We start from the raw sequence: 14,824 nt of genomic DNA, 5'->3' as shown, positions 1-14,824 counted from the left end.
TATGTCAAAAAATTATCATATTGCAGTATTACCCGGAGATGGTATTGGCCCTGAAGTCATGACTCAAGCACAAAAAGTGATGAAGGCTGTTAGCGAGCGTTTCTCACTCAATATCACAACAAAAGAATACGATATTGGTGGCATTGCCATTGATAATCATGGCACTCCGTTGCCCGCAGATACCTTAGTCGGTTGTGAACAAGCTGATGCGATTTTATTTGGTTCCGTCGGCGGCCCTAAATGGGAACATTTACCTGCAAATGAACAGCCAGAACGAGGTGCGTTATTACCTTTACGTAAACATTTTAAATTGTTCTGCAATTTACGCCCTGCTCGATTATATGAAGGTTTAGAAGCTTACTGCCCATTACGTGCTGATATTGCACAGCGTGGTTTTGATATTTTATGTGTACGCGAATTAACCGGTGGTATCTATTTCGGTCAACCTAAAGGGCGTGAAGGTGAAGGCGCTCAAGAGCGTGCTTTTGATACTGAAATTTATCATCGTTATGAAATTGAACGTATCGCACGCTTTGCGTTTGAATCAGCGCGTAAACGTCGCCATAAAGTAACTTCAATTGATAAAGCGAACGTATTACAAAGCTCTATTTTATGGCGTGAAGTTGTAACAGGGATCGCAAAAGAATACCCAGATGTTGAAATTCAACATATGTATATTGATAACGCAACAATGCAGTTAATTAAAGATCCTTCTCAGTTTGATGTGTTGCTGTGCTCCAATATTTTTGGCGATATCTTATCTGATGAATGTGCAATGATCACTGGCTCTATGGGAATGTTGCCATCTGCTAGTGTTAACGAAAAACGCTTTGGTTTATATGAACCCGCTGGTGGTTCAGCACCAGATATTGCAGGTAAAAATATCGCAAACCCTATTGCACAAATTTTGTCTGCCGCACTGTTATTACGTTATAGCTTTAATGAAGATAATGCAGCTCAAGCCATTGAAAATGCTATCACACAAGTATTAGCAAAAGGCTATCGCACCGCAGATTTAGCGGGGGATGGTAACGCAATCACAACTGCCGAAATGGGTGATCGTATCGCTCAGTATATTCGTGAAGGGGCATAACATGGGTAAAACATTATATCAAAAAATTTATGATGCACATGTTGTCAGGGAAGTGAGTGATGAAACACCCATTTTATATATCGATCGACATTTAGTGCATGAAGTGACATCACCTCAAGCCTTTGATGGATTAAGAACAAAAGGTCGTCCTGTTCGTCAACCGAATAAAACCTTTGCAACGATGGATCACAACGTATCAACACAGACTAAAGATATTAATGCTTGTGGTGATATGGCGAGAATTCAAATGCAAGAGCTGATGAAAAACTGCCAAGAATTTGGCGTTACGCTGTATGACTTAAACCATCCATATCAAGGGATTGTTCACGTAATGGGGCCTGAACAAGGCTTAACCTTGCCCGGAATGACGATTGTTTGTGGTGATTCACATACAGCAACTCATGGCGCTTTTGGTTCATTAGCTTTTGGGATTGGTACTTCTGAAGTTGAACATGTTTTAGCAACTCAGACGTTAAAACAATCACGCGCTAAAACATTAAAAATTGAAGTTCAAGGCAAGACTGCCATTGGGATCACCGCAAAAGATATCGTATTAGCCATTATCGGCAAATTAGGTAGCGCTGGTGGTACGGGCTATATCGTTGAATTTGCAGGTGAGGCTATTGAAGCCTTAAGCATGGAAGGTCGAATGACTTTATGCAATATGGCAATTGAAATGGGAGCTAAAGCAGGCTTAGTAGCGCCAGATGATACTACTTTTAACTACTTAAAAGGACGTCAATTTGCCCCTAAAGGCCAATCATGGGATGAGGCTATCGCTTATTGGAGAACCTTAAAGTCTGATGATGATGCAACTTTCGATGCCACAGTCACGATAAATGCGGCCGACATTGCGCCGCAAGTTACATGGGGTACCAACCCTGGGCAAGTTATTGCTATTGATCAAATAGTCCCGTTATTAAATAGTTTTAATGATCCCGTTGAACGCGCTTCTGCTGAAAAAGCTTTGGCTTATATGGGATTAAGTGAAGGCGTTAACTTAACAGACGTCGCTATTGATAAAGTCTTTATTGGCTCTTGTACCAACTCTCGTATTGAAGATTTACGAGCCGCCGCTGAAATTGCCAAAGGTCATAAAGTTGCGTCTCATGTTCAAGCCATTGTCGTTCCGGGATCAGGCCCCGTTAAAGCCCAAGCAGAAGCTGAAGGCTTAGATAAAATCTTTATTGAAGCAGGTTTTGAATGGCGCTTACCGGGTTGTTCGATGTGTTTAGCCATGAATAACGACCGATTAAATCCGGGCGAACGATGTGCATCCACCAGCAACCGTAACTTTGAAGGCCGCCAAGGTCGTGGAGGTCGAACACACTTAGTCAGTCCTGCAATGGCAGCCGCCGCGGCGATTAATGGCCATTTTGCAGATGTTCGTACATTTGCAGTGGCATCCTAAAGGAGAACATGATGAATAAATTTACTCAACACACGGGTATTGCGGTTCCTTTAGATGCAGCCAATGTGGATACCGACGCCATTATTCCTAAGCAATTCTTGCAGAAAGTAACACGTACAGGCTTTGGTAAGCATCTGTTTCATGATTGGCGTTTTTTGGATGATGAAGGCACTCAGCCTAACCCTGCGTTTATTTTAAATCAGCCAATTTACCAAGGTGCTTCAATTTTATTAGCACGAGAAAACTTTGGTTGTGGATCATCTCGTGAACACGCACCTTGGGCATTAACAGATTATGGTTTTCACGCCGTTATCGCGCCCAGTTTTGCTGATATTTTTTACGGTAATTCATTTAACAATCAATTATTACCAATCAAATTAAGTGATGATGAAGTCTCACAATTATTTGATTGGGTAAAAGAACATGCTGGTACACCAATTACCGTAGATTTAGTGGCACAAGAGGTCAGAGCGGGTAAATTACATTTCTCTTTTGAAATCGACTCATTTCGTCGCCACTGCATGATTGAAGGATTAGACAGCATTGGATTAACGCTGCAACACCAAGATGACATTAGCGCTTATGAGGCAAAACAACCGGTCTTTATGCGCTAATAAAGATAATTTCTTACCGTCTTCTACTTTCTGTGATGTTTACTTTGTTATTCTTGCCGTAAATTCATTTACGGCTTTTTTTATCCCAACAAAACTATTCCTATAAATCACCAATAAAAAAGCCAGTGACTAATCATCACCGGCCGGTAATCACCGAATGCTCAAATGGGGGAGTCTGTTAGTATTCCTAATTTGTGATAACTAACATGAGAGCTAACTTTAAACGTAGAGATTATCGGTCTAATATAAGGAAATTAAAATTGATCACTTTATCAAGAGATTTCCTCTTTTATGACTTCACCCCGCTTAGAATTACAATTTATTCGCTTATGGCAAGCCTTTCAGGGAAAAACAACCGAAACAACGTTACAAGAATTAGCACAAACCCTGCATTGTACACGGCGTCATGTCCGCTCCTTATTAAATAAGATGCAAGAAATAGGTTGGATAAATTGGCAAGCAGAAGTCGGTCGAGGTAAAAAATCCACGCTTACTTTTCATTCTAATGCATTTGAAATCCAACAAAATCGCGCAGAGAAACTAATAGAAGAGAATGATATTGAAAAGCTTGTCGCACTAATGGGTGATAAAGATTCTGTACGACAAATGGTGCTCTCTCAAATTGAAAAAAGTTTTCATCCTGGTCAACAATTGCTACGCATTATTTACTATCGCCCCTTTAAAAATTTATTACCTGGAACACCGTTAAGACGCTCTGAATTACATTTAATGAGTCAGATATTCAACTCATTAGTACACCTAAAAGAGGAAAATGGGGAAATCGAAGCCGAATTAGCTCATCATTGGCAAATGATCACGGAGCAACATTGGCGATTTTATTTACGTCCTTCTATCTATTTTCATCATGGTCGTGAGCTTACTCTTGAAGATATCAGCACTTCATTAATGAGAATGAAGCATTGCAATCCTCTTTATGCACATATAGAACAAATTTCTTCACCTCAACCATATGTGCTCGATATTTTCTTAAGCGAGGCTGATAAACAATTTGCAACGTTATTAGGTAGTCCACAAGCTGTTATTTTGCCACAAGAATGGGCCTCACTCCCTTCTTTTGCACAACGCCCTATTGGAACTGGCGCTTATCAAGTTATCGCTAATGATAAACATAAGTTACAAATCAAAGCCTTTAATCGCTACTTTGGCTTACGAGCATTATTAGATGAAATTGATATTTGGGTAGTTCCTGAACTGAATAAAAAGATGGTTTGTTCAACTATTCATTTAACAGATGATGATACCAACAAAGATTCACTAGAAAGCCGTAAAGAAGAAGGATGTTATTTTCTACTCTATGACAGTCGCTCAAAGCAGTGCCAGCAGTCTGAAATAAGGGAATGGTTAAGCAGTGTATTAACCCCTGTTAATATGCTGGCGCATTGTGATCCTTTCTATCAACGCCATTGGTCTCCTGCTTATGGATTATTACTTCATTGGCATCACAGTAAATTAATACGCCACCATCCTAAACCAACTTCATTAACAAAACTAACCGTTACTCTTTATAAAGAGCATCATGAATACAGCACTATTGCAGATTTAATAGAAAGTATTTTATCTCAATATGATATTGAACTAACCATTCAAGTACTTGATTATGAACAATGGTATTACGGTGAAGCTAATAGTGATGTTTGGTTAGCGACAGTAAATTTTTATAAGCCTTTAGAGTTCTCAATTTTTGCTACACTTTATGAATTACCACTCTTTCACCAGTGTTTGGGAGCATCATTTTCACAAGAGCTCACATTATGGCACCAAAAAGCTTTGCCACTTGAAGAGTGGTGCCGCAAACTAACACAAGATATTTGGCTTTATCCTCTATTTCACCATTTACTAGAGCTACAAGGGCAGAGAACCATACGTGGTGTTAAAATGAATACTTTTGGTTGGTTTGATTTTAAATCAGCATGGTTTACACCTGATATTGATACTCCTAGGATAAAATAAGTTATCACCTCTTTTCTGTATTAAGAGTAGCCATAGTTTACGTTAATTCACAGAAACCTTGAAAGTTATAAACACCTATATAAACTCGTAGGGGATTTATTCACTTTTTCTGTGGATATCCATGTGAAAAAGAGAGAGATAATCAGGGTATAGTTTTTATATTGTTAGAAAGGCTGTTGATATAAATTTTAAAATATCACTTATAATTCAAATTAATAGCAACATTATAATGCCTATTTCAGCGATTAAATAAAACAATTAAAGACCCCCCTCGCTTAAATAGTACAAAAAACAACCACAGAGCATTTTATCCACAGGTTATGCCGATTAGTTAGACAAAACAGAGTTATTTTGGTAGATATCTGCAAAAGTCAAGGCTGTAAATCAGAACAGTGATCTCACTTTCTGTGAGTTATCCCATAAAGCTGTGGATAACCTAGTGTAAAAGCCTGTTTATGATTTCAGGATAACCGTGCACAACTTGGAATTACAAATATTAATTGGCGAATTAACTCAAAAAAATGATGATATATCATGCTATTATGATTTAAATAAAATAAAGCGAAATACATTATCAACAACCTGTTTTTTTTGTCTATTATTTATACAAGAAGATAATAACTATGTTTACGCCACCAGTCGCCCCCGAAAATGAGCAAGTTCTATTCGAGCGAGCAAAAGCGCTTGCGGGTTATACTTTTGGTGAACTAGCCGCTTTTGCACAACTTCCAATCCCAATTGATCTTAAAAGAGATAAAGGATGGGTTGGTATGTTGTTGGAATATTATTTAGGTGCAAGTGCAGGTAGCAAACCTGAGCAAGACTTCAGTGAATTGGGTATTGAGCTCAAAACAATTCCAATTGATAAATTAGGTATGCCTTTAGAAACTACGTTTGTCTGTGTCGCAGCATTAACCGGAAACTGTGGTATTACATGGGAAAATAGCCATGTAAAACGTAAACTCTCAAAAGTGTTATGGGTGCCTGTTGAAGGAGAAAGGGAAATACCATTAGCGCAACGCCGTGTCGCCTCTCCGTTACTTTGGAGCCCTAGCAGTACAGAAGAAGAACTATTACGTCATGATTGGGAAGAACTAATGGATATGATTGTGTTAGGAAAAGTAGAAAGTATTACTGCCCGCCACGGACAAGTGTTACAAATTCGACCCAAAGCCGCAAATAGCAAAGCATTAACAGAGGCTATTGGTGAACATGGACAACGTATTATGACATTACCCAGAGGCTTTTATTTAAAAAAGAATTTTACTGCACCACTGCTTGCTCGTTATTTCCAGCTTTAACATTATCTTATATATTTGTTATCTGTAAAACAGCTCCAAATCCAAATTGGAGCTGTTTTTTTAAGTTATGTAGTCTTAATGATTAAAAAATCACAATTGTTTTTTCACTACTGCCAAAGGTGACCATGTCGATAACGAAATCGCTTCGTGATTATTCACAGTAGTAAGTTGTTGCTGATTGAATATTGCCATCTCTTGGATAATATTAGCCACCCCTTGTAATGAAAGCTCTGAGGATGTTTTAGTAATCGAAATAACAGATTTTTGTTCTTGTTCATTAACTTCATTTTCCGCCATTTCTACAATTAACGTAAATTGCTTATCTTGAGTTTGATATTGTGTATTATTTCCGACTTGAGACGAAATCAAAGTTTCATTTTCCGCTAATCCTGTTACGAAAATATGGCTGTTTTTTCCTCCATCATAAATCGTCACACTACTTTGCCGTTTTTGTACTACATACACATTGTTACCTTCACCGCCACTCAGATAATCATGACCAAATTGAGAAATTAACAAATCGTTACCTTCACCGCCAATCAAGCGATCATTACCTTCTCCTGCAATTAAAATATGATGCCCTGTATTGACAAGAATATTGTCATCCCCTTTCCCACCATCAATAACTGAGCTCACATTATTATTATTATTAGCAATAATGTCATTACCATCATTCAATTCAATAATGGGCAATAAATCAATAAGTTCTTTGGGCTTATCTGCAAGTGCTGCTGACAATAGTGTTGAATAAGACGAATTAACCACATAGGTAGATAATGCTTCTTTATTTAAAATAAGTGATTCAGGGATCACCAACAAATCATCACCTTGACTTATATTTAAATTCAAATTAACCATAGGCATAAGTAAGTTTGAATGACTATCTTGAGTAGGTAATGTAAAAACAACATTATCTTTATCTATTAATCGAATAGTCACGTTTATATCGACAATTTTATTTAATAGTTCTGGATCAAAAGATAGCGTTAAATAATCATTTGGAAGATAACGATGAGATAAAAGGCCATCTTTAAATGTTAAGTCAAAACCACTTATATCGGTTAAAAAGAAATAGTTCACATCATCATTAGTTAATTTATCAATATAATCAGAAAGTGAAATATTCACCCTTTCATTCTTATTTTTTGTTAAAAATGTTTTTATTTGATAACTATCATTTCCCTGGCTTAATTTAATTTGTGAATTAGTCTCAATACCAAAATAACTATTATTTTGGTTATTCCCTTGAATACCAAATCGTAAATTTGTTCCAGATGATAAACCACTGTATTTTAATTCTGGTAATAATTTTATATTTCTACTTTGATCTTTAAAAGCAGTAATAACTAAATTACTATCCTCATTAATATAAAAATATTCAATAGCTAGATTTGATTCATTATATTTTTCTAAATAACTAAATTTGTATAATGCTTTACCTTTAGTGTTTTCATCCAAAGTGAGTGCAAAACCATCTTGAGTAATTAGTGTATAATGATGTGAGGGCGTATTTTTTACAGAATTATCATAAACATTTTTTAATGTTACAGAATGATAAATATATTTTCCCTCTTGGCTTTCATTATCAATTTTAAAATCAAAAATAATATCTTTTTTATTGCGTTTTATTGAAATAATTTCATCAAAATAATAATTAAATCTTACAACACTAGATTCGAATTTATTATTTTCATTAATAATAGTTTCAAATAATTTATTATAACTTTGTTCTAAATAAGATCGTAAAATAATATAACTATCATTACCTTCACCACCTTCAGCATAACCTTCATTTAATACCAATGTATCATTTCCGCCTTTACCATATAAATGATCAACACCACCAGCACCATTTAAATAGTTAGCTTCTTCATTCCCTAAAATATAATCATCCCCAATTTCACTGCCAATAACATTTTCAATACTGTCTAAATAAGCAATGACTTTTTGATCTTGTAACTCAATATTTGGCATGGTATCAACAAGTTTTTTAGAATAAAGATTCCCTTTATTTTGATAAAGATAAAGCTTTGAATGAAAGTTTTGGCTATTCGTTTTATCTTCTGAATCTTTAAATTTAACGTAATTATGTTGTAAATTGACTTTATAACCTGTGTATTTACCCGTGCTTTTTATCAGGCAAAGTGTGTCATTTCCTTCTCTACCATAAAATCGGCTCGCATAATGAGGTGACTCTGATGTGAATACATTAAATACATCATCTTTTGAACCGCCACTTAATCGCTTAGTACCATTATAAATATCAAATGTATTTTGAGTTGTTGAAGGTGCTGAAATAATATCGTTACCATTATGTGTATTAAAATAAAGCACTGAATTTTCATGCCAACCTGAAGTATAATATTTCTCAATATCATTGACTTTTATTAATTCATCCTCTAATTTATTTTCTCCTAATTTATTAATCACATAATCTTTAGTTGTTTTACTATTCTTAAAAAAATCCTCATCCACTATCTCGCCAAAAATAACGTTTTCATCCTCAGAATTAATTTTTATTGTATATCGGTTTAGCTCATTAGCATAAAAATCCACATCAAAAATAAGTTTTTCATCTGTGGCAATCGCTTCTTTAGGTAAATAATATTTATATTCTGTTTTTTTCGCATATAGGTGAGGATTAAGTGCTGCAATTTTTTCGGCTTCTTGTTGACTCATATTTTTAGCCATATGCTGTATAATAAAATTGCTTGACGGCATTAACATAGGATCAACTGTATCTCCTATTAATATAGGAATAACTTTGTAATAATAATGTTCTTGATAAATCTGTTTTTCATTTGTATAAAAATAGAAACCACTTGAATTTTGTTTTTTTATTTCTTCCAAATATATTAGCGCGTTTTTATCAATCATCTCTTTAAGTTGATTTTCAGTTTCTAAATATATTATCTTATTTCTCTTATCTGGCTTAATATCCCCCATAAGAAAAGCATAAAAACCATTATCTAATTCATCCATAAACGTAAAACTGACTTGATTTTTTGCTTCTTCGATTAATCTTACAGCATTATAAATTGAAGTTGCCAATGCAATTAAAGTACCCGCGACAATACCAATAGGTCCTGCAATAGTTGAACCAGCAAGCATAGCAATAGAAATTCCTACAGTAACAAGCCCTGAGACAATAGCGAATGAACCATTAACGATATAATCAATTTTCTGTTTTTCATCAGTTTTGCCAGAAATATGGCTGAAATTATCATAAGTATTATAAATATCAAATCCAACGGAAAGAATATTAAGCGCAATCCCCACTCGAGTACTTATCTTACTTACATATTCCAAAGGATTGTGTCGATATCGCAATAATCCTTTTGCTATTATAATTTCAATTATTTCAGAAGCTCCATTAAATGCCATTTCAGACCACATTAATGACAAGTTAGTGATGATTTCTTTTCGTTTCTGTAAAGATATATTAGGATTATTGAGTTGTTCTGCCAAAGAAAAAGTATTATTAACGGATTGCCATATAGAATACCCAATATTAGCATAGCCTACCTTACTCAATATTTTCATATGTCTAGGTATTTTTAATGAAGGTTTTCTGACGCTATCCCAATAATATTGATTAAATGGAGCTTTTTTTAATTCTAGAATTTTAACCAATCGCTCATAGCTTGCAAGATAATCGATACGTTCAGCATTAATTGAAATTAACTTTTTTATATTTCTCTCTTTATTTTTTAATAATTTTTTAATAATAAAAATAACTTTTTTATCATCGTCAGTTCCTGAAGCACTTAAAAAATAATCATTTATCTTATCTGCATCGAATGTAAGATTAGAATAATCATGTTTTTTTTCAAAAACATCAATATCCTCTATTTTTTTGTTATTAATTTTTGCCCCTAAACTGATAAGTAGTCTTTTTTCCACTTCGATGCCATAGATCTTTATTTTATTCACTACAATTTTATTATTATTAAGCCCTAAACTTAATTCAAATAAATTATCAGTTGATTTTTTCTCATGTAATGCTTTCTTAATTAATGATCGCAACTCTTTTATTTTAACCGATGATAAAATGTTTTTATCGTTATTTAATGAGATTAAATAATCAATATCATTAATAGCAACATTATACTCATTTTTATTTAAGGCTATTTTCAGCAGATCAATTGTCAATTTATTTTTATCAAATTTATTAAAATAATGAGAAAGTAAATTGGTTGATGCATCATTTAAATGACGAACCGATTCCGGCACATCATGAATACAATTTATTAGTGTTTTAACTCTATCTATATTATTAGTTACAGTATCGTTTAAATAGCTAACATTATAACTATTTATCCACTCATCTAAGGTTATTTTTTTATTCACATACTGATTAAACGATTTACTTATTAATGGATCATTAACAGCAATATATAACTTATTAGATAATAAGATGCTATCATCACTAGAAAAAACTTTTGAAATTTCTTTAAAATATTTATGTGTTGCATATTCAACTGAAATTTTTCCTTCGATAACTTTATCTATTATATTTTTAATAGTTACCGATTCTAGTGATTCACCACGACAAGATTCAAAAATATTATTCAATTGGGAAACATTTAGATTTCTTTCAATTTTTTCGCTAAATGTCGTTCTATGTTTATCAATACCAATACCTTTTAATTCCCCGTCATATAAATCAAACACAGGCTCTTGATAATGTATTTCATTAGCAATTTCTAATACAACGTAATTTTTATTATTGATAATTTTATTGTTTATCACACGAAAGTGTGTTCCTGGTACAATAATTGCTCTTTCTGAAGAACCTGAGTTAAGACTTGTTAATGGTTTCGCATTATGTTTTCCAATAATAGAAACATACACATTATCAGAGGATGTTTTTTTTACTTTTTCAATATTACTAAAACCATGAAAAACACCATCAAAAGCGAGTAATTTTCCTTTTTTATAATTATTTTTTAAAACATTACTGTTTTCAACACTAAATGATTTGTATATTGGTGTATTAATATTAGGATATTTAGATAACAAAGAAAAAAAGCTAATTAATCTGTTTTCATTCGTTTTATTCAGAAAAAGCCCATCTTTATTAATCAATGACTTAAGTAATTTATAACCCGTTTTTTTAAACCACTGTATATCTCTTTTTTTAGAATAAAATTCTCTTTGTACTTTTCTAGGTAGAAGATAATTTACATTATTCATCTTATTAGAAAGATCATTTTTACGATTATATTCCGATGATAATAAATTTATTTCATTATTATAAAATTCTATTTCTGGTAAAAGTGAATTGTTTTCAACATAAGAACCTTCATTAAACTTATTAAGTGAAGATTCATATTCTAACGTATATTTATCTTTTTTATCTATACTAAATTTTCGTCCTATTTCTTTTTTTGTATCAACAAAAGTGGTAGAAAGCTTTCGTTTTTTTGTAAAATAATTATTACTTCCATCGTTCCATTTTTCATTTAAAGGAGCAATATAACCTAGATCAATCATAAATTGCTGAAACTTTGAGAATTCATCTGGTGATTTTAATACAACGGTGCCATTATTATTAATATAAAACAAATCATCTAATGTTTGATTTTTTGAATTAAGTGGTTTATCCAACAGTGATTTAGGAACAAAAAAAGTAGCAGGAAAATTGTCATGAATTACCGCAAAGGGGTTAGCATCATCGGCACCATGATGAACTATTTCCATCCCTGTTGATCTTCCCAATGCTGTATTTAATTCATTTTTTAGTTCTTTTATTTGCTGACTGATAAATCCTAATTGATGCCCTTCATTTTTTTCGTATAATAACTTATCATTATACAGTATTTTTTGCTTATCAGTTAGCTCAGCATAATTCACACTTTGTTTCCATTCCTCCCAAGATACAGGCTTATTAACTCGTGTATTTGTTCCTAAATAACTATAAGGATAAATCACCGTAAATAAATCGTAATCTGCAATCATCGGTTTATTTGATATAGGATCAGCCATTACTAATACAGGCTCTATTCCACTATGATTATAGTATTGAACTAAATAATACTGTTTATTTTCTATTATTTTTGGTTCTAAAAAAAACTCATACGTTTTATTATTGTATATAACTTCAAATTTTATAGGTGAATTTTTATCATAAAGATAATCGATCACTTTATTATCTATCAATTCGTTTAATCTTTCGGCTGAAATATAAAGCTCACTCACAGATGCAGCCCCAGAATTTATTGCTTCTTCTACTGCTTTATTATATTTCAATAGATTTTTTTGTGCCGATGCTTTAGCCAGTGATTGATCGACCGGAATAAAGCCAGCCATAGGCCCCCAATCAGAACTTTTCGCCTTAATAGCTAAGTTCTTACTACTATATTCTCCCGATGAAATTAATGAAGTTGAATTAGCATCTATAGGTCTTACGCCAATAATAATCCCTTTTTTTTCTGCTATCTGAGAAAATATTTTTTGATCTTTAATTGGCATACCTATCTTTATTTTATTTATCTCATTTTTATTATTGTTATAACCTAATGATTTTAGTGTTTTCTTTTTTTCTATTTTATTTAATTCTGAAAAACTATTATATTCCTCTCTATGAGTGAAACTAAATTTTTTTACTTTTTTATTTTTATTTAATAATTCATTGTAGATGATATTATTATTATAATCCTCGTTAGGATTTTCATAAGAGAAATAAATAGCTGTATTTATTTCTAAATCTGATGGAAAAATAAATTCATTTTTTGGAAGATAACTACTTAATATAACACCTTTTATTTCATTATTTTTAGCAATATTATTTTTGGATAATAAAAGTGCATTTTCCCTTTGATCGTTATTTCCATGAATAAAAATATTTTGAGGTAATTGCCCCCTATTCTGTAACCAAAGATGTTCTAATAAATCAAAACCTGCATTTTTATTTTTTGACACATCAACAATAAATAAATCATATCCAGCTGCATGATATTCATCTACATATCTAATATAGTTCTTTTCTATTTCATCCGTTTCACTCAGAAGAATAATGACATTTTCATTTCCGTTAATACTCTTTTTTTTATTATATAATGAATAATATGCATTTATTTTATCATTATTTACTTTTTTTAAAGCATCTTTCTCTCTATTTATAAGTGTAAAGCTATATGATCCATCATTACTTATTAATGATTTATTTTTTTTCATTTTATATTTTCCATTTAAATAATTTATTTATCTGAAAAATAATTACATTATTTTACTAATGCAAATATAAAAAATAACACACATTAAAGTAAGATTTATAATTATAATAAAGCGAATTAATATAATGATTTTATTAAAAAAGTAGCTTCATATTATGAAGCTACTTTTATTTAATTGAATCTAATTTATTTTTTATATATTAGTGATATAACGTTCTTGCATAAAAGCGTCTTCGTACCAAACTAATTTATTAGCATCAAACAACGTTATTTTTTAGCCGCCTGCAAATAGAGCATATCAAGTGCAATAGTCGCTCCTGCAAGTGCGGTTATATCTGATTGATCGTAAGCTGGAGAAACTTCAACTAAATCCATACCAACAATATTCAACGGTTGTAATGCACGTAAGATCTTCAGGGCTTTATCGGTTGTTAAACCGCCAACAACTGGTGTTCCTGTTCCTGGAGCAAACGCCGGATCAAGACAATCAATATCAAAAGTCAGGTAAACAGGTAAATCACCAACAATACCTTTGATCTGATCAACAAGATCAGTTACACCACGATCGTTAACTTGTGCTGCATCCAATACAGTGAAACCATTGTCACTGTCATGATCAGTACGAATACCAATTTGTACTGAGTGGTTAGGATCGATTAATCCTTCATTTGGTGCATGGAAGAACATTGTACCGTGGTCAAATTTACTGCCATTACCATAAGTATCGGTATGCGCATCAAAATGAACTAATGCCATTTTGCCAAAGTGTTTTGCATGGGCACGTAATAAAGGTAATGTGACAAAATGGTCACCACCAAACGTCAAACATTTTTTACCTGCGGCTAATAACTTCTCTGTATGAGCTTGTAATTTATCGCTCATATCTTGTGCATCACCGAAATTAAAAACTAAGTCACCGCAATCAACAACATTTAAACGTTCACGCATATCGAAATCCCACGGCCAGCGGTTACCTTCCCACGCTAAATTGGTTGAGATTTGACGAATCGCGCCTGGTCCATGACGAGTTCCTGCTCGACCCGATGTTGCCATATCAAAAGGCACACCCGTAATAACCCAATCTGCATCACTGCTGTAAGGCTGAAAATTCAGTGGAAAACGTAAAAAACCAAATGCATTAGAGATCAATGAATTATCAGTCTCATTACCTAACGTACTATTTTTCATGCTATTACCTCTGTTACTTATTTAAAATAAGCAACATACAATCAATATGATAGATAAAGAGTGATGTT

The 14,824-nt window shown here is 32.9% G+C and carries 7 protein-coding genes; 5 read left to right on the top strand and 2 right to left on the bottom strand.

The genetic code is table 11. The features are described 5' to 3' along the window. Window position 1: 1 nt before the first annotated feature. The 5 genes from leuB to mutH all read left to right on the top strand — a co-directional run bounded on the left by leuB (window position 2) and on the right by mutH (window position 6,390). Window positions 2-1,093 (top strand): 3-isopropylmalate dehydrogenase, encoded by a 1,092-nt coding sequence (gene leuB, locus DK861_RS07860; protein WP_109399757.1) that lies wholly within the window; start codon window positions 2-4, stop codon window positions 1,091-1,093. Between the two features lies 1 nt (window position 1,094). Continuing rightward, a complete protein-coding gene (gene leuC / locus DK861_RS07855; protein WP_006533773.1) occupies window positions 1,095-2,504 on the top strand; it encodes a 3-isopropylmalate dehydratase large subunit in 1,410 nt (469 codons plus the stop codon). An 8-nt stretch (window positions 2,505-2,512) separates the two neighbouring features. Continuing rightward, a complete protein-coding gene (gene leuD, locus DK861_RS07850; protein ID WP_109399756.1) occupies window positions 2,513-3,118 on the top strand; it encodes a 3-isopropylmalate dehydratase small subunit in 606 nt (201 codons plus the stop codon). A gap of 291 nt (window positions 3,119-3,409) precedes the next feature. Next, window positions 3,410-5,089 carry an HTH-type transcriptional regulator SgrR gene (gene sgrR / locus DK861_RS07845; RefSeq protein ID WP_109399755.1) on the top strand — a complete coding sequence of 560 codons (1,680 nt, stop codon included), beginning with the start codon at window positions 3,410-3,412 and terminating at the stop codon, window positions 5,087-5,089. Between the two features lie 623 nt (window positions 5,090-5,712). Further along, window positions 5,713-6,390 (top strand): DNA mismatch repair endonuclease MutH, encoded by a 678-nt coding sequence (gene mutH, locus DK861_RS07840; protein ID WP_109399754.1) that lies wholly within the window; start codon window positions 5,713-5,715, stop codon window positions 6,388-6,390. A gap of 90 nt (window positions 6,391-6,480) precedes the next feature. On the opposite strand, the gene DK861_RS07835 is transcribed toward mutH, so the two are convergent. After that, complete coding sequence (locus DK861_RS07835) at window positions 6,481-13,569, bottom strand: anthrax toxin-like adenylyl cyclase domain-containing protein (RefSeq protein WP_109399753.1); 7,089 nt, start codon at window positions 13,567-13,569, stop codon at window positions 6,481-6,483. A gap of 266 nt (window positions 13,570-13,835) precedes the next feature. After that, window positions 13,836-14,756 (bottom strand): agmatinase, encoded by a 921-nt coding sequence (gene speB / locus DK861_RS07830; RefSeq protein WP_006533786.1) that lies wholly within the window; start codon window positions 14,754-14,756, stop codon window positions 13,836-13,838. Between the last annotated feature and the right edge of the window lie 68 nt (window positions 14,757-14,824).

This window comes from Proteus sp. TJ1640 (genome assembly GCF_003144445.1).
Lineage (GTDB): Bacteria > Pseudomonadota > Gammaproteobacteria > Enterobacterales > Enterobacteriaceae > Proteus > Proteus penneri.
This window is presented reverse-complemented; position numbering and strand designations above follow the sequence as displayed.